The following is a 22,923-nucleotide window of genomic DNA, read 5'->3' on the forward strand; positions in this document are numbered from 1 at the left end:
CGAAGCGAAGGAAGATACGCAATGACAGATCGGGTAGTGCTCGCGTACTCGGGCGGCTTGGACACATCGGTGGCGATCGGCTGGATCGCCGATGCGACCGGCGCCGAGGTGATCGCGGTCGCCGTGGACGTCGGCCAGGGCGGCGAAGACCTCGAGGTGATCCGCCAGCGAGCGCTCGACTGTGGCGCGGTCGAGGCCTACGTGGCCGATGCGCGCGACGAGTTCGCGGAGGAGTACTGCATGCCGGCGCTCCAGGCGAACGGCCTCTATCAGGACAAGTACCCGCTGGTGAGCGGGCTGTCGCGTCCCGTGATCGTCAAGCACCTGGTGGCCGCCGCGCGCGAGTTCGGCGCGACCACGGTCTCCCACGGCTGCACCGGCAAGGGCAACGACCAGGTGCGCTTCGAGGTCGGCATCACCTCGATCGCCCCTGACCTCAAGTGCATCGCTCCGGTGCGCGACCTCGCGCTCACGCGCGACAAGGCCATCGAGTACGCGGGCCGCCACCAGCTGCCCATCGAGACCACCAAGTCCAACCCGTTCTCAATCGACCAGAACGTGTGGGGACGCGCCATCGAGACGGGCTTCCTGGAGGACATCTGGAACGCTCCCACCAAGGACGTCTACAACTACACCGACGATCCTGCGTTCCCGCCCGTTCCGGACGAGGTCATCATCACGTTCAAGCGTGGCATCCCCGTCGCGATCGACGGCGAGGCCGTCACGCCGCTGCAGGCGATCGAGCAGCTCAACAAGCGTGCCGGCGCGCACGGCATCGGCCGCATCGACATCGTCGAGGACCGGCTCGTGGGCATCAAGTCGCGCGAGGTCTACGAGGCTCCCGGCGCGATCGCGCTCATCGAGGCGCACCGCGAGCTCGAGAACGTCACCCTCGAGCGCGAGCAGGCCCGCTTCAAGCGCGGCGTCGAGCAGAAGTGGGGCGAGCTGGTCTACGACGGCATGTGGTCGTCGCCGCTGAAGAGGTCGCTCGACGTGTTCATCCAGGACACCCAGGAGCACGTGAACGGGGACGTTCGCATGGTGCTGCACGGCGGCCGTGCCACGGTCACCGGCCGTCGCTCGGACACCGGCCTCTACGACTTCAACCTGGCGACCTACGATGAGGGCGACGCGTTCGACCAGTCGGCCGCCCGCGGGTTCATCGAGATCTACGGCCTCGCCGCCAAGCAGGCCGCCGCGCGCGAGGCGCGCCTGAAGGGATAGTCATGTCCGATCAGCAGTCCGGCAGTCAGCACGGCGCCACGGTGGAGGGTGCCCTGTGGGGCGGTCGGTTCGCCGACGGCCCTGCCGATGCGCTGGCGAAGCTGTCCAAGTCCACGCACTTCGACTGGCGCTACGCCGACGACGACCTGCGCGGCTCGATCGCCCACGCCCGCGCGCTCCAGCGTGCCGGGCTGCTGACGGACCAGGAGACCTCGACCATGGTCGACGGCCTCACCTCGATGCGCGAGGATGTCGCTGCGGGCCGGCTGGGCCCGGCGGAGTCCGACGAGGACGTCCACGGCGCCCTCGAGCGGATCCTCATCGAGCGCATCGGCGCGGACGTGGGCGGCAAGCTGCGCGCGGGCCGCTCGCGCAACGATCAGATCGCCACGCTGTCCCGCATGTATCTGCGTCGCCACGCTCGCCTCATCGCGTCCCTCACGCTCGACGTGGTCGACGCGCTGCTGCAGCAGGCGGACCGCCACATCGACGCGCCCATGCCGGGCCGGACGCATTTCCAGCACGCTCAGCCGGTGACCATCGGCCACCACCTGCTGGCTCACGCCTGGCCGCTGCTGCGCGACGTCGAGCGCCTCACGGACTGGGACGCGCGCGCCGCGTTCTCGCCGTACGGCGCGGGGGCCTTGGCGGGATCCACGCTGGGGCTGGACCCCCAGGGCGTCGCGGACGAGCTCGGCTTCGTGGGCCCCATGGAGAACTCGATCGATGCGACCGCGTCGCGCGATGTCGTGGCGGAGTTCCTGTGGGTCACCGCGATGCTGGGCGTGGACCTGTCGCGCATCGCGGAGGAGGTCATCGCGTGGGCCACCGTGGAGTTCGGCTTCGCCGGCCTCGACGACGCGTACTCGACCGGCTCGAGCATCATGCCGCAGAAGAAGAACCCGGACATCGCGGAGCTCGCGCGCGGCAAGGCCGGCCGGCTCATCGGCGATCTCACGGGGTTGTTGGCGACCCTCAAGGGCCTGCCGCTGGCGTACAACCGCGACACTCAGGAGGTGCACGAGCCCGCCTTCGACGCCGTGGAGACGCTCGAGGTGCTGCTGCCTGCCTTCGCCGGGATGGTCCGCACGCTGGTGCTCCAGGCGGAGCGGATGGCGGAGCTCGCGCCCGCCGGCTTCTCGCTCGCGACGGACATCGCCGAGTGGCTCGTGAAGAAGGGCGTGCCCTTCCGCGACGCGCACGAGGTCGCAGGAGCGTGCGTGCGCCTGTGCGAGAAGCGCGGCAAGGAGCTGCACGAGCTCACCGCCGACGAGCTGGGGGAGATCCACCCGCAGCTCGACACGGGCGTGCTCGAGGTCCTGACGGTCGAGGGATCCCTCGCGGCGCGCGACGGCGTGGGAGGCACCGCTCCGGCGCGTGTAATCGAGCAGGGCAAGGCCGCTCGCGCCCGCGTCAAGCACTTCCGCCCGTGGGCCGGCGCGGCCTCCTAGCGCCCCACCCCACCTCCGCCTGAGCGCGCTAGCGGTCCGTGAGTGTCGAAGATGAGCGCGACGTGTCTCCTGGCGGTCGGAAACAGACAAGGAACGGCCATGTACGGACTCATCGGAGCGATCCGCGCCACCGCGGGCGACCGCGACACCCTCATGGCTGCACTCGCCTCCCGCAGCGTCGGCATGCCCGGCAACGAGGTCTACCTGATCGCCGCGGACGCGAACGACCCCGATCTCGTCTGGGTGACCGAGAGCTGGCGTTCCCGCGAGGCGCACCAGGCGTCCCTGTCGCTGCCGGCGGTCCGGGAGGCGATCGCGCGCGCCCGCCCGGTGATCGCCGGCTTCGACTCGCAGGTCGAGACCGTGCCGCTGCCGGCGCCGGAAACACCCGGGACACAACGGATCTGACACGATGGCGGGGTGATCGACGCCGTCTCCGCCCGCCTGCCAGCGATGCTGGAGGACGTGACCCGCATCATCGAGTGCGAGTCGCCCTCCGACGATCACGCCGCCATCGCCCGCAGCGCCGAGCTCGTCACGCAGGTGCTGGGCGCGCGTCTGGCTGGTGCGGGCCTGCCGGCCGAGCCTGAGCGCCTGGTGATCGACGGCGTCACGCACCTGCGCTGGCGACTGGGAGGTCCCACACGCGTGCTGCTCCTGGGCCACCACGACACCGTCTGGCCCCACGGCTCGCTCGCGACCCACCCGTGCGCCATCCGGGACGGCGTCCTGACCGGACCGGGCTGCTTCGACATGGCCATCGGGCTGGTCCAGGCGGTCCACGCGTGCGCCGTGCTCGCCGAGCGTGAGGGCGCCGATGCTCTCGCCGGCGTCACGATCCTGGTCACGGGCGACGAGGAGATCGGCTCCCTCACGTCGCGTGCGCTGCTCGAGGACGAGGCGCGGGACGCCGCTGCGGTGCTCGTCCTCGAGGCCTCCGGCCCGGGCGGCGCGCTCAAGACCGAGCGCAAGGGCACGGGCATGTACACGGTGACCACGCACGGCCGCGCCGCGCACGCGGGACTCGAGCCCGAGGCCGGCATCAACGCGGGACTCGAGCTCGCCCACCAGCTGCAGGCCGTCGCGGCCTTCGATGGCACCGGCGACGGCACCACCGTGGTGCCCACCAGCGGCCGCATCGGCTCGACGTCCAACACCGTTCCCGCGCAGGCCTCGTTCGACATCGACGTGCGCGCCCGCTCCGGCGCCGAGCTCGATCGCATCGACGCGAGCATCCACGCTCTGGCGCCGGTGCTCGACGGCGCTCGCGTGAGCATCAGCGGGGGAGTGAACCGACGTCCGCTCGAGCACGCACAGGCGCGTGACCTGTTCGCACGCGCGACCCGCCTCGCCGCCGCGGCGGGCATCGCCAGCCTCGACGAGTGCGCGGTCGGCGGAGCGTCGGACGGCAACTTCACCGCAGCGCTGGGCGTCCCGACGCTGGACGGTCTCGGCGGCGTCGGCGGCGGCGCGCACGCCGACAGCGAGCATGTGGAGGTGGCCCACGTGCCGCACCGCACGGCCCTGCTGGCGCTGCTCGTCCGCGACATCCTGGGCGACGCATGAGCGCGAGCGAGCGCCAGGCACGCACGGATGCGAGCGCCGCGGCGGCCGATGCGGGGGTCACCGTCCGCGATCTGGGGACCGGAGAGGTGGCGGCGGCTGCGGCGCTGCTCGCGTCGATCTGGGGCGCGCCCGCCGTCGAGCCGCCCCTGATGGTGGCGCTGTCGCACTCGGGAGCGTATGTCGCCGGGGCGTACGAGGGCGACACGATGGTGGGCGTCTGCATCGGCTACTTCTCCCAGCCCCTGGGCCACGCCCTGCACTCGCACGTGGCGGGCGTCCTGCCCGGGACCAGCCGGCGCGGCATCGGCGTGGCGATGAAGCTCCATCAGCGCGCGTGGGCCCTGGAGCGAGGGCTGTCGCGCATCACCTGGACCTTCGATCCTCTCGTGTCGCGCAATGCCGCGTTCAACCTCGAGCGGCTGGGCGTCGACATCGCCGAGTACCTCGTCGACTTCTATGGCGAGATGAGCGACGGCGTCAACGCCGGGCAGGGCAGCGACCGGCTCCTCGCGAGCTGGCGCCTCGACGCGCCGTGGCCGCCGCCGCGCCCCGCGCACCTCGTGCCCGACGTCGACCGCGCATCGGCCGTCCTCGGCACCGCCGTCGACGGCTCGCCGCACCCGCACGTCGCCAGTCCGGACGCCGCCGTCCTGACCGTCGCCGTCCCACCGGACATCGAGGCTCTGCGTCGCACGGACCCCACCCTCGCCGCGCGCTGGCGCGGTGCCGTGCGCGGGGCGATGGCGCCGCTGCTCGAGCGCGGCCTCGTCGTCCAGGGATTCCACGACCACCGCTACCTGCTGGGGAGACCATGATCCAGATCGACCACGTCACGCTGCGCGAGGTGCGCATGCCTCTCGTCGCGCCGTTCACCACGTCCTTCTCGACACAGACCGCACGCACGCTCATCGCAGTGGAGGTCGCCGCCCGCATGGGCGGTCGCGAGGTCACGGGCTGGGGCGAGTGCGGCGCCCTCGCCGAGCCGGTCTACTCCGAGGAGTACGCCGCTGGCGCGATGGACGTCACGGAGCGGTTCCTGCTGCCGCGGCTGGCGCAGGTTCAGCGCGACGGCAGCCTGACCGCGGAGACCGTCGGGGAGCACCTCGAGCCCGTGGTGGGGCACCGCATGGCGAAGGCCGCGCTCGAGGCCGCCGTGCTCGACGCGCAGCTCAAGGCCGCGGGCACGCCGTTCGCCACGTATCTGGGCGTGACGCGCGATCGCGTGCCCTCCGGGGTGAGCGTGGGGATCCAGGACTCGATCCCGCAGCTTCTGGACGTGGTCGCCGGCTACCTCGCGGAGGGCTACCAGCGCATCAAGCTCAAGATCCAGCCCGGCTGGGACGTCGATCCGGTCCGCGCGGTACGCGAGGCCCACCCGGACGTGCCGCTCCAGGTCGACGCCAATGCTGCGTACACGCTCGTCGACTCCGCTCACCTGCGGCGCCTCGATGCCTTCGAGCTGCTCCTCATCGAGCAGCCCCTCGCGGAGCACGACCTCCGCCAGCACGCCGCGCTCGCACAGGTGATGACCACGCCGATGTGCCTCGACGAGTCCGTGGTCTCCGCCGCTTCCGCCGCGGACGCCATCGCCATGGGCGCGGCCGCCGTCATCAACATCAAGCCCTCGCGCGTGGGCGGCTACCTCGAGGCGCGGCGCATCCACGAGGTCGCGCGGGCGGCCGGGGTCGCCGTGTGGTGCGGCGGCATGCTCGAGACGGGTCTGGCGCGGGGCGCCAATGCCGCCCTCGCGGGTCTGCCGGGATTCACGCTCCCGGGAGACATCTCCGCCTCGTCGCGCTTCTACGATCGCGACCTCACCACGCCGTACGTGATCGAGGACGGGTACATCCGCGTGCCCGAGTTCGCGGGGCTGTGCGAGGAGCCAGACGCCGATGCGCTGGCCGACTTCACCGTGAGCGAGCGACGTCTGGACGTCGCAGCCTCCTAGTCGACCGTGACCTCGGTCGCGCCTGTGATCGCGACCAGGTCCTGGTAGGAGATCTCGAACACGCTCGCCGGGATGCCGGCGGCCGCCCACAGCTCGCCGTGCTCGGCGAGCTCGACGTCGATGTAGGTGGGCAGGGACGTCACGTGCCCCACGGGCGCGACGCCCCCGATCGGCTGTCCTGTCGCGGCGCGCACCTGGTCCGGCGTGGCGCGGCCGACGGCCTCGACGCCGATGCGGGACGCGAGCTTGTCGGTGTCCACACGGTGCGAGCCCGACGTGAGCACCAGGATGGGGCCACGCTCGGTCATGAAGATCAGAGAGTTCGCGATGGCGCCGACCTCGCAGCCAAGGAACGCGGCAGCCTCGGCCGCGGTGTGCGTGCCCTCGCTGAGCTCGCGCACCCGTCCATGCAGCCCTGCCTCGTCGAGGATGGCCTTCACCTTCTGGACGTTCGCGTGCATGGCCCTACCGTAGCCTGGGCACGTGAGCGCCGTCCCTGTGAGTCAGATCGCGCAAGCGGTGCGTGCATCGGCCCCTCGCCTGCCCCGCACGCGCGTGGTCCTCGTGGACGGTCCGGCCGGATCAGGGAAGACCACCGTGGCGAACCATCTGGCGGTCGAGCTGGGAGGGGCGCCCTCCGCAGGCGCGGGGACGTTCGACCCGGCGACTGATCGTGCGGACGATGCGGCCGTGCAGATCCTCCACGCCGACGACATGTACGAGGGATGGGGCGGTCTCGACGCACTCGACGAGGTGCTCCTGGACCAGATCCTGGAACCGCTCGCCGCGGGCCGCGATGCGGGCTTCCACATGTGGGACTGGCACCGGTCCGAGCGCACGCATCGGATACCGGTGCCGCCCCGCGCCGTGCTCATCGTCGAGGGCGTAGGGGTAGCGAGCCCCCGCGCGCGTGCGCATGCGGTGCTGACCGTCTGGGTCGAGGCGCCCGCGGACGTGCGGCTGCGGCGCGGGATCGAACGGGACGGCGAGGCGATGCGCGAGGAGTGGGAGCGGTGGCAGTCGGTCGAGGCCCGGGTGCTCGATGCGCACGACACCCGCAGCGCGGCCGATGTGGTCGTGGACGGCACCGGAGTCCTCCCAGACGCGTCGGGCGCGCTGTGAGGTCTCTGAGAGGTCTCTCAGATGCACGCGCTTAGCGTCGTAGGTGTCGCTGGGCATGCGACACCGCGAGTCGGTTGGACCCCTCGTAAGACGTCCACCCCTCAGCGCCGACTCGCGATTCCGCTCCGCGTGCCCAGCGACCTTCCTCGTGTTGCGGGGCAATGGCGCCCCGCGACCGCTCGTCCACGTGGGCTGGCACAATGGCCCCATCATGACTGAGCACATCCTCGACGAGCTCGCCTGGCGCGGGCTGATCTCCCAGACCACCGGCGACGACGAGCTTCGCGCCCACCTCGACGAGGGGCCGGTCACCCTCTACTGCGGATTCGATCCCACGGCACCTAGCCTGCACATCGGCAACCTGGTGCAGATCCTCACGGTCAAGCGGTTCCAGCAGGCGGGCAACCTCCCGCTCCTGCTCGTGGGCGGGGCGACCGGGCTCATCGGCGATCCCAAGATGACGGGCGAGCGCACGCTCAATCCCGTCGAGACGGTGCACGAGTGGGTCGAGCGCATCCGCGGGCAGATCGAGCCCTTCCTCGACTTCGAGGGCGACGCCGCAGCGCGCATGGTCAACAACTACGACTGGACCAAGGACATGACCGCGATCGAGCTGTTGCGCGACGTGGGCCGTCACTTCCGTCTCGGCACGATGATCGCGAAGGACACCGTCGCTCGCCGGCTCAACTCTGACGAGGGCATCTCGTACACCGAGTTCTCGTACCAGGTGCTGCAGGGCATGGACTACCTCGAGCTGCATCGGCGCTTCGGCTGCACGCTGCAGACCGGCGGCTCCGACCAGTGGGGCAACCTCACGGCCGGCACCGAGCTGACGCGCAAGGCGGAGGGGACCAGCGTGCACGCGCTGGCCACACCGCTCATCACGAAGGCTGATGGCACGAAGTTCGGCAAGACGGAGGCGGGCACCGTGTGGCTCGACCCCGAGATGACGAGCCCATACGCCTTCTACCAGTTCTGGGTCAACGCTGCCGATGCGGACGTGGTGATGTACCTGAAGGTGTTCACGTTCCTGTCGCGTGAGGAGATCGAGGCCCTCGAGACCGCTGTCGCCCAGGAGCCGTTCAAGCGGGAGGCGCAGCGAACCCTGGCCTGGGAGGTCACCGCGCTCGTGCATGGTGCCGCTGCGGCCGATGCCGTGGTCACCGCCTCGCAGGCGCTGTTCGGCCGGGGAGACCTGGACGGGCTCGATGCCGCCACGCTGGAGGGTTGCGCGCAGGAGCTGGGGGGAACCGACCTGCGGGCCGGCGCCACCGTGATCGATGCTCTTGTCACCAGCGGCATCGTCGCGTCGCGCTCCGATGCCCGGCGCGCGGTGCAGGACGGCGGCGCGTACGTGAACAACGCCAAGGTGAGCGATCAGGATGCCTCCGTGGACGCCCTGCCCCCGCTTGCAGGAGGCTGGTACGTGCTCAGGCGCGGCAAGAAATCTGTGGCACTTGTGCGGTCCGTCCGCTGACGGACGCACCCGCATCAGCGACACACCCGTCGAATAGCAGGGGCTTCCGTGTCGCAGAGGCCGCGACACGCCCGGCACGCCCCGATTTGACTTGGGGTTCACCGGGCCGTAATGTCTTCCTCGCTGCCAACGACGGAAGCGCTTCTCGGAGGACTGCAGAAGGCCACGAGAAGCCCCATGACAGCTCCCCATCAGCACAGAACAGCGGTCGCAAGCGCGCCCGAGGTGATGTACGATGGAGAGCCCCCGCGGGATCGGGACTGACAGACACGCTGACACAGCGATTTGACAGGAACATGAACAAGGGGTAAGTTGGTAGGGTTGCCCGAACGGGTCCAGCCGGTCAGGATCGCAGAAAGCGCGATTTGACAGGGTGGAAACGGGCGAGTAACTTAGATGAGTTGCCAAAACGGGAACGACAAAAATCGCCGATAGTGCGATTTGACAAGTCGGAAACGAACCGGTAACTTTGAAGGGTTGCCCCAAACCACTCGCTCGAAAGAGCAGTGATTGGTGCGCGTCCGAACCTTGAGAACTCAACAGTGTGCCACATAGTCGATGCCAAAACCTCCGGCATCACGGCGAGAGAGCTTCGGCTCGATCATCGCGATGCAGGATTCCTTTGGTAGACAACGAAATGTCAGTGACATTTTGTTCGAAGCTAGAGATTAAACGGTTCCTCGGAACCACTTCGTATTGTATGTGAACCGGCCTAGCCGGATTGCTATCAAACATTAACGGAGAGTTTGATCCTGGCTCAGGACGAACGCTGGCGGCGTGCTTAACACATGCAAGTCGAACGGTGAAGCGAGAGCTTGCTCTCGTGGATCAGTGGCGAACGGGTGAGTAACACGTGAGTAACCTGCCCCAGACTCTGGGATAAGCCTTGGAAACGAGGTCTAATACCGGATACGAGACGAGACCGCATGGTCATTGTCTGGAAAGAATTTCGGTCTGGGATGGACTCGCGGCCTATCAGCTTGTTGGTGAGGTAACGGCTCACCAAGGCGACGACGGGTAGCCGGCCTGAGAGGGCGACCGGCCACACTGGAACTGAGACACGGTCCAGACTCCTACGGGAGGCAGCAGTGGGGAATATTGCACAATGGGCGCAAGCCTGATGCAGCGACGCCGCGTGGGGGATGAAGGCCTTCGGGTTGTAAACCCCTTTCAGCAGGGAAGAAGCGAAAGTGACGGTACCTGCAGAAGAAGCGCCGGCTAACTACGTGCCAGCAGCCGCGGTAATACGTAGGGCGCAAGCGTTGTCCGGAATTATTGGGCGTAAAGAGCTCGTAGGCGGTCTGTCGCGTCTGCTGTGAAAACCCGAGGCTCAACCTCGGGCCTGCAGTGGGTACGGGCAGACTAGAGTGTGGTAGGGGAGACTGGAATTCCTGGTGTAGCGGTGGAATGCGCAGATATCAGGAGGAACACCAATGGCGAAGGCAGGTCTCTGGGCCACAACTGACGCTGAGGAGCGAAAGCATGGGGAGCGAACAGGATTAGATACCCTGGTAGTCCATGCCGTAAACGGTGGGCACTAGATGTGGGGCTCTTTCCATGAGTTCCGCGTCGCAGCTAACGCATTAAGTGCCCCGCCTGGGGAGTACGGCCGCAAGGCTAAAACTCAAAGGAATTGACGGGGGCCCGCACAAGCGGCGGAGCATGCGGATTAATTCGATGCAACGCGAAGAACCTTACCAAGGCTTGACATATACCCTTTATCCCTAGAGATAGGGAGTCCTTCGGGGGGGTATACAGGTGGTGCATGGTTGTCGTCAGCTCGTGTCGTGAGATGTTGGGTTAAGTCCCGCAACGAGCGCAACCCTCGTCCTATGTTGCCAGCACGTAATGGTGGGGACTCATAGGAGACTGCCGGGGTCAACTCGGAGGAAGGTGGGGATGACGTCAAATCATCATGCCCCTTATGTCTTGGGCTTCACGCATGCTACAATGGCCGGTACAAAGGGCTGCAATACCGCAAGGTGGAGCGAATCCCAAAAAGCCGGTCTCAGTTCGGATTGAGGTCTGCAACTCGACCTCATGAAGTTGGAGTCGCTAGTAATCGCAGATCAGCAACGCTGCGGTGAATACGTTCCCGGGCCTTGTACACACCGCCCGTCAAGTCACGAAAGTCGGTAACACCCGAAGCCGTCGGCCCAACCCTTTTGGGAGGGAGACGTCTAAGGTGGGATTGGCGATTGGGACTAAGTCGTAACAAGGTAGCCGTACCGGAAGGTGCGGCTGGATCACCTCCTTTCTAAGGAGCACTTGGCAGCTCTCGAGCTGTCCAGGACTCGCATCGGCCTCATACGTAGGCCGGCGAGAGCTCACGGATGGAACATCGACTAGGCATGACGCTGCGAGCGTCTCATCAGTACGCCCCTCGGGGTTGGAACCATGAGAAACGCACGGCGAATGCACGGCACACTGTTGGGTCCTGAGGGATCGGGCGTCACGCTCAACCTCAGGTCGGTCACGATGACTGACTGGACGGATCACTGGATCTGGATGAACCACCGTGCTTCGCACGGCAGGCGCCAGAAGAAGGTGAGCCCGCCCGTACCTTGAGAACTGCATAGTGGACGCGAGCATCTTTGATTTCTGTAGTCAAGTTTTTAAGAGCACATGGTGGATGCCTTGGCAGAAGGAGCCGATGAAGGACGTTGTAGCCTGCGATAAGCCTCGGGGAGCTGGCAAACAAGCTTCGATCCGAGGATGTCCGAATGGGGAAACCCCGCTGGAGTCATGTCCAGTGACCCTCGCCTGAACACATAGGGCGAGCGGAGGGAACGTCGGGAAGTGAAACATCTCAGTACCGACAGGAAGAGATATTCCGTGAGTAGTGGCGAGCGAAAGCGGAACAGGCCAAACCGTCAGCGTGTGATAGCCGGCAGGCGTTGCGTTGACGGGGTTGTGGGACCTCACAGAGGGAGCTGCCGCTCTCTCAAGGAGTCAGAAATCCGCGTGATAGTCGAAGGGCATTGAAAGGCCCGGCACAGAGGGTGTAACCCCCGTAGACGAAATTGCGCGGACTCCTGAGAGTCATCCCAAGTAGCACGGGGCCCGAGAAATCCCGTGTGAATCCGCAGAGACCACTCTGTAAGCCTAAATACTACCTTCTGACCGATAGCGGAACAGTACCGTGAGGGAAAGGTGAAAAGTACCCCGAGAGGGGAGTGAAATAGTACCTGAAACCGTGTGCTTACAATCCGTCGGAGCCTCCCTAGCAGGGGTGACGGCGTGCCTTTTGAAGAATGAGCCTGCGAGTTAGTGCTCGGTGGCAAGGTTAACCCGTGAGGGGCAGCCGTAGCGAAAGCGAGTCCGAATAGGGCGATTGAGTCGCCGGGTCTAGACCCGAAGCGAAGTGATCTATCCATGGCCAGGTTGAAGCGCGGGTAAGACCGCGTGGAGGACCGAACCCACTTGGGTTGAAAACCGAGGGGATGAGCTGTGGATAGGGGTGAAAGGCCAATCAAACTTCGTGATAGCTGGTTCTCCCCGAAATGCATTTAGGTGCAGCGTTGCGTGTTTCTTACCGGAGGTAGAGCTACTGGATGGCCAATGGGCCCCACCAGGTTACTGACGTCAGCCAAACTCCGAATGCCGGTAAGTGAGAGCGCAGCAGTGAGACTGTGGGGGATAAGCTTCATAGTCGAGAGGGAAACAGCCCAGAACACCAACTAAGGCCCCTAAGCGTGTGCTAAGTGGGAAAGGATGTGGAGTTGCACAGACAACCAGGAGGTTGGCTTAGAAGCAGCCACCCTTGAAAGAGTGCGTAATAGCTCACTGGTCAAGTGATTCCGCGCCGACAATGTAGCGGGGCTCAAGTACACCGCCGAAGTTGTGTCATTCACACACTGCCTGGTCTTCGGATCCAAGCGTGTGGATGGGTAGGGGAGCGTCGTGTGGCGAGTGAAGTCGCGGGGTAACCCAGCGGTGGACGCCACACGAGTGAGAATGCAGGCATGAGTAGCGAAAGACGGGTGAGAAACCCGTCCGCCGAATGACCAAGGGTTCCAGGGCCAGGTTAATCCGCCCTGGGTAAGTCGGGACCTAAGGCGAGGCCGACAGGCGTAGTCGATGGACAACGGGTTGATATTCCCGTACCGGCGAAGAACCGCCCATGCTGAATCGGATGAAGCTAAGCGCCCGATGCCACTCAACCCTTCGGGGAGCGGTGGAGTAGCGCGCGACCCAAAACCGTAGTAGGCAAGCGTATTAACAGGGGTGACGCAGGAAGGTAGCCGGGCGTGGCGATGGTAGTCCACGTCTAAGGTCGTAGGGCGAGCTGTAGGCAAATCCGCAGCTCATGTGCCTGAGAGCCGATGGTGACCACATCAGTGGGAAACCGGTGATCCTATGCTGCCAAGAAAAACCTCGGCGCGAGGTTCTAGCCGCCCGTACCCCAAACCGACTCAGGTGGTCAGGTAGAGAATACTAAGGCGATCGAGTGAATCGTGGTTAAGGAACTCGGCAAAATGCCCCCGTAACTTCGGGAGAAGGGGGGCCTGAGGCGTGATCGGTCCTTGCGATCGTGAGCGTTTGAAGGCCGCAGAGACCAGGGAGAAGCGACTGTTTACTAAAAACACAGGTCCGTGCGAAGTCGCAAGACGATGTATACGGACTGACGCCTGCCCGGTGCTGGAAGGTTAAGAGGAAGGGTCAGCCGCAAGGCGAAGCTCTGAATTTAAGCCCCAGTAAACGGCGGTGGTAACTATAACCATCCTAAGGTAGCGAAATTCCTTGTCGGGTAAGTTCCGACCTGCACGAATGGCGTAACGACTTCTCCGCTGTCTCAACCGCGAACTCGGCGAAATTGCACTACGAGTAAAGATGCTCGTTACGCGCAGCAGGACGGAAAGACCCCGGGACCTTTACTATAGCTTGGTATTGGTATTCGGTGTGGTTTGTGTAGGATAGGTGGGAGACTTTGAAGCCGATACGCCAGTATTGGTGGAGTCATTGTTGAAATACCACTCTGATCACTCTGGATATCTAACCTCGGTCCGTAATCCGGATCAGGGACAGTGCCTGGTGGGTAGTTTAACTGGGGCGGTTGCCTCCCAAAGAGTAACGGAGGCGCCCAAAGGTTCCCTCAGCCTGGTTGGCAATCAGGTGGCGAGTGCAAGTGTACAAGGGAGCTTGACTGTGAGACTGACAGGTCGAGCAGGGACGAAAGTCGGGACTAGTGACCCGCTGGTGGCATGTGGAAGCGCCAGCGCTCAACGGATAAAAGGTACCCCGGGGATAACAGGCTGATCCTGCCCAAGAGTCCATATCGACGGCATGGTTTGGCACCTCGATGTCGGCTCGTCGCATCCTGGGGCTGGAGTTGGTCCCAAGGGTTGGGCTGTTCGCCCATTAAAGCGGTACGCGAGCTGGGTTTAGAACGTCGTGAGACAGTTCGGTCCCTATCCGCTGCGCGCGCAGGAAATTTGAGAGAATCTGTCCCTAGTACGAGAGGACCGGGATGGACGAACCTCTGGTGTGCCAGTTGTTCCGCCAGGAGCACGGCTGGTTGGCTACGTTCGGAACGGATAACCGCTGAAAGCATCTAAGCGGGAAGCCGGTCTCAAGATGAGATTTCCATGAGCTTCGGCTCGAGAGGCCCCCAGCAGACCACTGGGTTGATAGGCCGGATGTGGAAGAGAGGACTAAAGACTCTTGAAGCTGACCGGTACTAATAGGCCGATAACTTGACTTTAATCATTAATGCTACGCGTCCACTGTGCGGTTCCCGAGATACGGTCGGGTACTGATATCTCCATAGAGTTTCCGCTGCCATAGCGAGAGGGAAACGCCCGGCTCCATTCCGAACCCGGAAGCTAAGCCTCTCAGCGCCGATGGTACTGCACTCGTGAGGGTGTGGGAGAGTAGGTCGCAGCGGGACATTCTTCTACGAAGGGCCGCCCAACGCTGGGCGGCCCTTCGTCATTTCCGCAAGAATCGTCCCAGGCGCACGGCGCCGGCAAGCATCGATCGGAGCACCATGGCCTCCTCTGAAGGACCGGACCGCGACAGCGGCGACGACCAGCAGCCCGCGGGCTCGGGACGAGCCCCATCCGGGCGTTCCGGCGGAGACTCAGCACGCAGCTCGCGCCCCACGAGGGACGACCGCGCGCCCTCGAGCGGCGGACGCGGGCGCGATCGGGCGCCATCGGACCGCGGCGATCGTGGATCCCGGCCATCACAGCAGGGGTCCGGCTCGAACCGGGGCTCGTACGGCTCGCGCCCCGCTCGCGCCGGCGACGGCGGAGACTCCCGCGGCAGCCAGGGGTCACGCCCGCGCCGAGACCCGGACTCCCGGGGAGGGCGAGGCGGCGGTGGCCCGCGTGCGACAGGTTCCGACCGCTTCGGGAGCCGTCCGCCGCGCGATGGCGACAGGCGGGGTCCGTCACGCGGCGGCCGCCCGGACGATCGCCGCGGAGGGCCGCGCTCGGGCGACGATCGCGCATCGGGGCGTCCCCAGGACCGCGTGCGGCGCGACGACCGGACCGGTTCCCGTGACGACGGTTCGCGTCGTGGCGATCGGACCACCCAGAGACCGCACGTGGACGCTCCTGACGTGCCCGAGGACGTGACCGGTGCGCTGCTCGACCGCAGCGTACGAGGACGTCTGCGCACTCTCAGCAAGGACAACGCGGAGGACGTGGCACGCCACCTCGTGATGGTGGGGTCGCTGCTCGACCTCGACCCCGAGCTCGCCTATCAGCACGCCCAGGTGGCGGTGGCCCGCGGCGGGCGTGTGGACGTCGTGCGCGAGGCGAACGCCCTCGCGGCCTATGCCACCGGACGCTACGCTGAGGCGCTGCGCGAGTTCCGCACCGTGCGTCGCCTCAACGGATCCAACGAGCACCTGCCGCTCATGGCCGACTGCGAACGGGGGATGGGCCGCCCGGAGCGCGCGATCGACCTCGCGCGCTCGCCGGAGGCGTCCGACCTCGGTCCGCGCGGCACCGTGGAGCTCGAGATCGTGGTGGCGGGCGCGCGCGTCGACATGGGCGACCCTGCAGCCGCGCTGGTGTCCCTGCGGCGCCTCGAGACGGCGGATGCACAGCTCCGTGCACGCATCGACGCCGCGACGGTGACCGCCCTGCGGGCGCTCGATCGACACGACGAGGCGGATGAGCTGGAGGCACGCGTGCCCTCGAGCGAGGTGGAGCCCGACCTCGACTTCGACATCACGGTGTACGACGTGGCCGAGCTCCCTGAACCCGTGGCCGAGCCCGACCCCGCCTCTCCCGATCCCGCCACCTCCGACGACGCCCCGGAGGCCCGTTCGTGACCTCATCGTCCCTGCTGGGCAGCGCGGAGCCGCTGCAGAACGCCTTCGACGCGGCGCTCGTCGACCTCGACGGCGTCGCGTACCGGGGGCCGCACGCCATCCCTACCGCTCCTGCGGCGCTCGACGCCGCGCGCGCGGCCGGCATGCGGGTCGTGTTCGTCACCAACAACGCTTCCCGCGAGCCCGCCACGGTCGCAGAGCACCTCACCAGCCTGTCCATCCCCGCGGCGCAGGACGAGGTGATGACCGCAGCGCAGGCCGCAGCCGCACTGATGCTCGAGTCGCTGCCGGCAGGGTCGAGCGTCTACGTCGTGGGCGGAGCAGGGCTGCGCACCGCGGTCACCGAGGCGGGATACCGCATCGTCGACAGCGCGCACGACGGGCCGGACGCCGTCGTGCAGGGCTTCTCTCCCGATGTCTCGTGGAAGGAGCTCGCCGAGGCGTCCTACGCGATCTCGGCCGGCGCGCGCTTCTTCGCCTCCAACAAGGACCTCACCATCCCCAACGAGCGCGGCACGGCTCCCGGCAACGGCGCGCTGGTCAACGTGGTGGTGACGGCAACGGGCGTGGAGCCGCCGGGTGCTGGCAAGCCCGAGCCGGCGATGTTCCGCCTCGCGGCCCAGAAGGCCAGCGCCTCGCGCCCCCTGGTGGTGGGTGATCGGCTCGACACGGACCTGAAGGGCGCGCGCGCCGCCGGGTATCCCGGACTGCAGGTGATGACGGGCGTCGACGGCGTGCGTGACGCGATCCTGGCGCCTCCCGAGCACCGTCCCGCCTTCCTCGGACTGGACCTGACCGCCCTGGCGATGGCACACCCCGAGCCTCGGCGTCACGGGGACCGATGGACCGTGGGCGCGGCCACCGCATGGGTCGCCGCAGGGCGGCTTCACGTCGAGAGCGATGGCGACGGCTCGGCCGATGGGCTCGACCCCGCACGGGCGGCGTGCGCCGCCGCCTGGGCGACCGCGGACTACGGCCGCGACGTCGATGTTGAGAGCCTTCCTGACCTGGGAGTACCCTCGTCCTATGAATGACATCAAGGATCAGCGCGAGCCGCTGGGCGAGGTCAAGTATCCGGCCGAGGTCCGCGAGGCCCTCAACGCCGTCACGGAGCTGCCCGAGGACCTCGACAAGCAGGCCGAGTTCTTCGACAAGATCCAGGACTCGCTGTCCACGCGCATGCGCGAGGAGCAGTAGGGCGCTCATGCGGCTGGACCGCGCGCTCGCTGCGCGCGGCCTCGCTCGATCGCGCTCGCACGCCCAGGAGCTGATCGCCGCCGGCGCCGTCACCGTCGACGGCGTCGTGGTCACCCGTGCCGCCTCGGAGGCGCCGGATGCCGCCGAGCTGGCCGTCGCACCTGACTCCGTCCACTATGTCTCTCGCGCCGCGCACAAGCTGCTCGGCGCGCTCGATGCGTGCGCCCCGCTGGGCCTCGATGTCGCCGGCGCGCACGCTCTCGACGCAGGTGCGTCGACCGGCGGCTTCACCCAGGTGCTGCTCGAGCGAGGGGCCGCCCGCGTCGATGCCGTCGACGTGGGACATGGCCAGCTCGTCGGCTCGCTGCGGGCGGATCCCCGAGTGACCGTCACCGAGGGCATGAACGTCAGGGACCTCGCGCCCGGTGGCCCCGGCACCGGCGCACAGGTGGTCGTCGCGGACCTCTCGTTCATCTCGCTCACGCTCGTGCTTCCGTCGCTCGTGCGCACGGCCGATGCGCACGCCGAGTTCGTGCTGATGGTCAAGCCGCAGTTCGAGGTGGGACGCTCCAAGCTGAGCGCTCGGGGCGTCGTGACCGACCCCCGCGCCCGAGCATCCGCCGTGAGAGGCGTCGCCGACGCGATGTCCGCGGCGGGCATCGCCGTTCACGATGTCGCACGCAGCGCTCTGCCTGGTCCTCAGGGGAATGTGGAGTTCTTCGTGTGGGGCGGTGGAGCATGGCAGGCTAGGCCCCACAGGCCCGAGCGTCCCGTCCTCGTCGACAGCGCGCTCGACCACGCGATCGCACGAGAGGTGGAAGGAGACCGATGACCCGCAGGATCCTGATCATCGCGAACCCCCGGCGTCCCGGAACGATCGAGGCGGGTGCGGAGGCGGCGCGCGTGCTGGGCGCGGCGGGGATCGAGACCTGCACGGACTTCACGGCGGGAGTCTCCGACCCCATCGAGGCAGCGCTGGTCCTCGGCGGCGACGGCACCATGCTGCACGCCGCCGAGCGGACGCACGGCACGGGAATCCCGCTGCTCGGGGTGAACCTGGGCCGGGTGGGATTCCTCGCCGAGCTGGAGCGGGAGGACGTCGCCACCGCCGCGCAGCGACTCGCGGACGGGGACTACACCGTCGAGGAGCGTGGCACGCTGCGGGTGAGCGTGACCCGCGAGGACGGCTCCGTCGCGACCGGCTGGGCGCTGAACGAGGCGACCGTCGAGCGCGCGAATCGCCTCCGGACCCTCGAGGTGTCTCTCGCCGTCGACGGGCTGCCGCTGTCGAGCTTCGGCTGCGACGGCCTGGTGATCGCGACCGCGACGGGATCGACCGCGCACGCCTTCTCCGCCGGCGGGCCCGTGATGTGGCCCGACGTCGACGCGTTGCTGTGCGTCCCGCTGGCCGCCCATGCACTGTTCGCGCGCCCGCTCGTGGTGGGCCCCGAGTCCTCGTTCCAGATCGAGGTGGTCGCATCCTCCGAGTCCAAGGGCCAGGTGGTGCTCGACGGCTCGCGCAGCATCGACACCGGCCGGGGCTGCCTCATCGAGGTGCGCCGCGGCATCCACGGGGTGCGCTTGGCCCGCATGTCCGACGCGCCGTTCACGGAGCGGCTCGTCAAGAAGTTCTCGCTGCCCACCGACGGGTGGCGCGGCGAGCGCGCGCACCCCACGCCCATCGGACGGGAGATCCACGGCTCGACCGCGCCGAGCCCCGGCTCGCCCGCCCGCGACTCCGCCCCGCCGGACGAGGACGGCTGAGAGTGCTCCACGAACTCAGCATCACGGACCTGGGCGTCATCGAGTCCGCGCGGATCGAGGTGGGCCCGGGCCTGACCTGCGTCACGGGGGAGACCGGCGCCGGCAAGACCATGGTGCTCACCGGGCTGGGTCTGATCCTGGGCGCGAAGGCCGTCCCCGAGACTGTCCGCGCAGGAGCCGATGCGGCGCTGGCCGAGGCGGTGCTCGACGCCCCTCGCGACGGTGCGATCGCCCAGCGGCTGGCCGAGGCGGGAGTCGAGGTCGACGACGACGGCACCGTCATCGTCGCGCGAACCGTGGGCGCGAGTCGGCGCTCCCGCACCGTGATCGGCGGGCGCACGGTCCCGCAGGCGCTGCTCGCGGACGTCGCGGCCGAGCTCGTCACGGTCCACGGCCAGCACGATCAGGCGCGGCTGCGGACGCCAGCACGCCAGCGCGACACGCTCGACGCGTACGCCGGCGACGACCACAAGGGCACCGTCGCCGAGTACCGCCATGCGTGGACCGCGTGGACCGAGGCGAGCGCTGCGCTGGCGCGCATGGAGGACGGTGCGCAGGCGGCTCGCGCAGAAGTGGTCCGGCTGCGAGACGACCTCGACGCCATCGACGCGCTCGCGCCGCAGCCGGGGGAGGACGAGGAGCTCGCCGCCCAGGCGCGCGTGCTCGAGAATGCGGAGGACGTCCGCACGGGAGTCGCGTCCGCGCACGCCGCGCTCGGGGGAGACGACGAGTTCACGGCCGTCGCGGCGCTCGAGGCAGCCCGCCGCGCCCTGGGCGACGCGGCCCGCCACGACGACGCGCTCGGTGCGCTCGACGAGCGGCTCGCGAGCCTCGCCTACGGTGCCGGCGACCTCGTCACGGAGCTCGCGTCCTACCTCGAAGGACTCGACGCCGACCCGGCGCGGCTGGACGAGATCCACCAGCGCCGCTCGGATCTGGCTGGCCTCATGCGGCGCATCGGCGTTCCCGATCTCGCCGGGGTGCTCGAGCACGCCGAGCACGCGCGTGCGCGAGTCGCCGAGGACGACGCGTGGGACGAGACCCTCGTGGAGCGCCGCGCCGCCGTGGCGAGCACGCGGTCCGCCCTCGAGGAGGCCGCCGAGCGGCTGAGCGCCGGTCGTCGCGACGCGGCCACGCGCCTCGCCGCCGCCGTGCGCGAGGAGCTCGCCCAGCTCGCGATGCCAGACGCCGACTTCGCGGTGGCCGTCGAGCCGATCGACCCTGCGCCGCACGGCGCGGACGCCGTCGCCATGACGCTCGCCTCGCATCCTGGGGCGCCGCATCGGCCCATCGCCGAGGCCGCCAGCGGCGGCGAGCTGTCCCGGATCATGCTGGCGCTCGAGGTCGCCCTGGCGCACTCCACGCATGAGGGACCCCGCACCTTCGTGTTCGACGAGGTGGACGCCGGTGTGGGGGGCAAGGCCGCCGTCGCGGTCGGCGGCCGCCTCGCGGCGCTCGCCCAGACGCACCAGGTGATCGTGGTGACGCACCTCGCGCAGGTGGCCTCCTTCGCCGACACCCACGTGGTGGTCGCCAAGGCGACGGACGGCTCCGTGACCCGCGCGCAGGTCACCGCGGTGGAGGCGGACGCGCGTGTCGAGGAGATCGCGCGCCTGCTGTCGGGCCAGGAGGATTCGGCCACGGCACGCGCCCACGCGCTTGAGCTGCTGGAGGCCTCCGGCGTGCGACGATGAGCGCATGAATCGCTCTGTGCCTCATGCGAGCGCGAGCGACGGCACCATCACCGGACCTCTGCGAATCGAGCCGAGCGTGCGTGCACTCGCGCGCCGGCTGAGGGCCGGCGACGTCGCCGTCATCGACGTGCTCGACCTCGACCAGAAGGCGGCCGAGTCGCTCGCAGCCCGCCAGCCCGCCGCCGTCGTGAACGTGCGCCAGTCGATGTCCGGCCGGTTCCCGACGGGCGGCCCGCGGGTGCTGCTCGATGCGGGAATCGTGCTGATCGACGACGTGGGCTCTGCGGTGCTGGGCTGCAAGGACGGCACCCCGGCGACCATCGAGGGCGCACGCGTGATGGTCGACGGCGACGTGGTCGCGGAGGGCGCGCGCGTGGACGCTGACGCCCTCGAGGACCTCACGACGGGAGCGATCGATGGGCTCAAGGTCCAGCTCGCGACCTTCACGGCGAACGCGCTGGACCACGTCGAGCGCGAGTCCGACACGATCCTGCATGGCTCCGGTCTTCCCGACGTCGGAGTCGACATGGGCGGCCGGCACGTGGTGGTCATCGCCGCCGGCTACCGGCACCGCGAGCAGCTGCGAGAGATTCGCCGCTACCTGCGCGACCGCAGGCCCATCCTCATCGCAGTGGGCGATGCGGCCGATGCGACGCTCGACCTCGCATCCTCGCCTCACCTGATCATCGGCGACGTCGAGGGGGTGCGTGACGACGCGCTCAAGGCGGCGGACGAGGTGGTGCTCCACGATCCTCACGGTGGGCCCACGGGCCAGGCGCGGGTCGACGCGCTGGGCCTGCGGCACACGACCTCGCAGTCGTCGCTGCCCTCGGCCGCCCTCGCGATCCTCATCGCGGAGGCAGGGGGAGCGGACGTGATCGTCACGGTGGGCGTCGAGGCCACGCTGCAGGACTACCTCGAGTCCGCGCACACGGACGCCTCGGGGATGTTCCTGGCGCGCCTGCAGGCCGGACGCGCGATCGTGGACGCGCCCGCGGTGGTGCAGCTCTACCGGCATCGGTACTCGCCGTGGACGCTCGTCGCCCTGGTGCTCAGCGCGTTGCTGGCGCTGGGAGCGGCCGTGTGGGTCACCCCCGGCGGGCGCGCATGGCTCGAGGATGTGTGGGCCACCGTCGTCGGATGGTTCGGAGGAGCATGATGAAGGACTTCCGCTATCACGTGGTCTCGCTGGTCGCCGTGTTCCTCGCGCTCGCGGTGGGCGTCGTGCTGGGCTCCGGGCCCATGCGCGACGCGTTCGTGGGCGGACTGACGGAGCAGATCGACCAGCTCGAGGCCGATCTCGCGACCGCCGAGGACGAGGTCGCTGCCGCGCAGGCGCAGACCACCACCGGACGCCAGTACGCGGACGAGTCCGCGCCTGGGCTGCTGACCGGGAGGCTGCTGGGCACGTCCGTGGCGACGGTCCAGGCCATGGATCCCTCGGCCGAGGACGCCGCGGGCGTGCGCGACCGCATCGTCCAGGCCGGGGCGACGGTCAACGCAGAGCTGACCATCGAGCCGCTGTGGACGGATCCGTCGCAGACGGCGTTCCGGTCATCGCTCGCCTCGACCATCGCTCCGAACGTGCTGGGGGTCGACGAGACCACCTCGCCGTCCACGGTGCTCGCGCACGCGCTCGCACAGGCGCTCATGCCGGGCGTGTACCCGCCGGGCACGGACGAGTCCGACCTCGCGGGCACGGACTTCCCCGACCCCGAGGCGGCCGCGGACCGCTCGGCGCTGCTGATGGACCTGCTCACCGAGGCGGGCCTGGTCTCCGGCGTCTCGACGGACGCCGTGCAGTCCGTGGCGTTCATCGCCGGTCCTGGATCCAACGACGAGGCCGTGCGTGCGGAGACATCCGGAGCCATCGCCGCAGTGGCCGCGATCATGGCTCAGTACGCCCAGGCGGTGGCAGTCGCCTCCGGAGTGGACGCGACCGGCGACGTGCCCAGCGCGGTGCTCAACTCGCCCGACGCAGCGGCGAGCGTCGCGACCGTGGTGGAGGGCACCGGCTTCTACGGCCAGATCTCCGTGCCGCTCGCGCTCGCCGATGCCGCTGCGGGTGCCGTGGGTCACTACGGTCCGGGGGAGGGTCGCACGCTCGTCCCGCCCCAGGGTGGCTGATCCGCGCGGACCCGGTCCACGCATCGGCGCGGCGACGGGCCCCTCGCCCCGGAAAGACTGTTAGCATT

At 68.2% G+C, this 22,923-nt stretch carries 17 protein-coding genes and 3 rRNA genes; 19 read left to right on the forward strand and 1 reads right to left on the reverse strand.

Annotation, left to right across the window (positions count from 1 at the left end; translation table 11 throughout):
- Window positions 1–21: 21 nt before the first annotated feature.
- The 6 genes from Dac01nite_RS05695 to menC all read left to right on the forward strand — a co-directional run bounded on the left by Dac01nite_RS05695 (window position 22) and on the right by menC (window position 6,189).
- Window positions 22–1,224, forward strand: coding sequence for an argininosuccinate synthase (locus tag Dac01nite_RS05695; RefSeq protein ID WP_203654184.1), 1,203 nt, complete (start codon window positions 22–24; stop codon window positions 1,222–1,224).
- A gap of 2 nt (window positions 1,225–1,226) precedes the next feature.
- Window positions 1,227–2,675, forward strand: a complete 1,449-nt coding sequence (gene argH, locus Dac01nite_RS05700; protein ID WP_203654187.1) for an argininosuccinate lyase — start codon at window positions 1,227–1,229, stop codon at window positions 2,673–2,675.
- A gap of 99 nt (window positions 2,676–2,774) precedes the next feature.
- Window positions 2,775–3,083, forward strand: coding sequence for a putative quinol monooxygenase (locus tag Dac01nite_RS05705; protein ID WP_203654189.1), 309 nt, complete (start codon window positions 2,775–2,777; stop codon window positions 3,081–3,083).
- Between the two features lie 12 nt (window positions 3,084–3,095).
- Complete coding sequence (locus Dac01nite_RS05710; protein WP_239066536.1) at window positions 3,096–4,241, forward strand: M20/M25/M40 family metallo-hydrolase; 1,146 nt, start codon at window positions 3,096–3,098, stop codon at window positions 4,239–4,241.
- A complete protein-coding gene (locus Dac01nite_RS05715; RefSeq protein WP_203654191.1) occupies window positions 4,238–5,056 on the forward strand; it encodes a hypothetical protein in 819 nt (272 codons plus the stop codon). Before Dac01nite_RS05710 ends, Dac01nite_RS05715 begins: the two co-directional genes overlap by 4 nt.
- Window positions 5,053–6,189, forward strand: coding sequence for an o-succinylbenzoate synthase (gene menC / locus Dac01nite_RS05720; protein ID WP_239066537.1), 1,137 nt, complete (start codon window positions 5,053–5,055; stop codon window positions 6,187–6,189). Before Dac01nite_RS05715 ends, menC begins: the two co-directional genes overlap by 4 nt.
- Here menC and Dac01nite_RS05725 read toward each other — a convergent pair.
- Complete coding sequence (locus tag Dac01nite_RS05725; protein WP_203654193.1) at window positions 6,186–6,650, reverse strand: YbaK/EbsC family protein; 465 nt, start codon at window positions 6,648–6,650, stop codon at window positions 6,186–6,188. The two genes, menC and Dac01nite_RS05725, sit on opposite strands and share 4 nt — an antisense overlap.
- A gap of 22 nt (window positions 6,651–6,672) precedes the next feature.
- On the opposite strand from Dac01nite_RS05725, the gene Dac01nite_RS05730 reads away from it, so the two are divergent.
- The 13 genes from Dac01nite_RS05730 (at window position 6,673) to Dac01nite_RS05790 (ending at window position 22,855) form a co-directional block, all read left to right on the forward strand.
- Window positions 6,673–7,311: a uridine kinase family protein gene (locus tag Dac01nite_RS05730; RefSeq protein WP_203654195.1), complete on the forward strand. Its 639-nt coding sequence runs from the start codon at window positions 6,673–6,675 to the stop codon at window positions 7,309–7,311.
- 211 nt (window positions 7,312–7,522) lie between these two features.
- Window positions 7,523–8,788: a tyrosine--tRNA ligase gene (gene tyrS, locus Dac01nite_RS05735; RefSeq protein WP_203654203.1), complete on the forward strand. Its 1,266-nt coding sequence runs from the start codon at window positions 7,523–7,525 to the stop codon at window positions 8,786–8,788.
- A 734-nt stretch (window positions 8,789–9,522) separates the two neighbouring features.
- Window positions 9,523–11,045, forward strand: a 16S ribosomal RNA gene (locus Dac01nite_RS05740).
- 348 nt (window positions 11,046–11,393) lie between these two features.
- Window positions 11,394–14,492: ribosomal RNA gene (locus Dac01nite_RS05745) — 23S ribosomal RNA — on the forward strand.
- 69 nt (window positions 14,493–14,561) lie between these two features.
- Window positions 14,562–14,678 (forward strand): 5S ribosomal RNA (rrf, locus tag Dac01nite_RS05750).
- The 16S, 23S and 5S rRNA genes sit together here, the layout of an rRNA operon.
- A gap of 660 nt (window positions 14,679–15,338) precedes the next feature.
- Window positions 15,339–16,073, forward strand: coding sequence for a tetratricopeptide repeat protein (locus Dac01nite_RS05755; protein ID WP_239066538.1), 735 nt, complete (start codon window positions 15,339–15,341; stop codon window positions 16,071–16,073).
- Window positions 16,070–17,107: an HAD-IIA family hydrolase gene (locus Dac01nite_RS05760; protein WP_203654211.1), complete on the forward strand. Its 1,038-nt coding sequence runs from the start codon at window positions 16,070–16,072 to the stop codon at window positions 17,105–17,107. The genes Dac01nite_RS05755 and Dac01nite_RS05760 overlap by 4 nt, the downstream gene beginning before the upstream one ends.
- Window positions 17,100–17,270: a hypothetical protein gene (locus Dac01nite_RS05765; protein ID WP_203654213.1), complete on the forward strand. Its 171-nt coding sequence runs from the start codon at window positions 17,100–17,102 to the stop codon at window positions 17,268–17,270. Before Dac01nite_RS05760 ends, Dac01nite_RS05765 begins: the two co-directional genes overlap by 8 nt.
- Before the next feature lie 7 nt (window positions 17,271–17,277).
- Window positions 17,278–18,102: a TlyA family RNA methyltransferase gene (locus Dac01nite_RS05770; RefSeq protein ID WP_203654215.1), complete on the forward strand. Its 825-nt coding sequence runs from the start codon at window positions 17,278–17,280 to the stop codon at window positions 18,100–18,102.
- Window positions 18,099–19,034: an NAD kinase gene (locus Dac01nite_RS05775; protein WP_203654222.1), complete on the forward strand. Its 936-nt coding sequence runs from the start codon at window positions 18,099–18,101 to the stop codon at window positions 19,032–19,034. The genes Dac01nite_RS05770 and Dac01nite_RS05775 overlap by 4 nt, the downstream gene beginning before the upstream one ends.
- Before the next feature lie 2 nt (window positions 19,035–19,036).
- On the forward strand, window positions 19,037–20,728 hold the full coding sequence (gene recN, locus Dac01nite_RS05780; RefSeq protein WP_203654224.1) for a DNA repair protein RecN: 1,692 nt from the start codon (window positions 19,037–19,039) through the stop codon (window positions 20,726–20,728).
- Window positions 20,729–20,732: 4 nt separating this feature from the next.
- Window positions 20,733–21,887, forward strand: coding sequence for a putative cytokinetic ring protein SteA (gene steA / locus Dac01nite_RS05785; RefSeq protein ID WP_203654226.1), 1,155 nt, complete (start codon window positions 20,733–20,735; stop codon window positions 21,885–21,887).
- Window positions 21,884–22,855 carry a copper transporter gene (locus Dac01nite_RS05790; protein ID WP_203654235.1) on the forward strand — a complete coding sequence of 324 codons (972 nt, stop codon included), beginning with the start codon at window positions 21,884–21,886 and terminating at the stop codon, window positions 22,853–22,855. Before steA ends, Dac01nite_RS05790 begins: the two co-directional genes overlap by 4 nt.
- Window positions 22,856–22,923 lie beyond the last annotated feature (68 nt).

Origin of the sequence: Demequina activiva (assembly GCF_016862815.1) — a bacterium.
GTDB classification, from domain to species: domain Bacteria; phylum Actinomycetota; class Actinomycetes; order Actinomycetales; family Demequinaceae; genus Demequina; species Demequina activiva.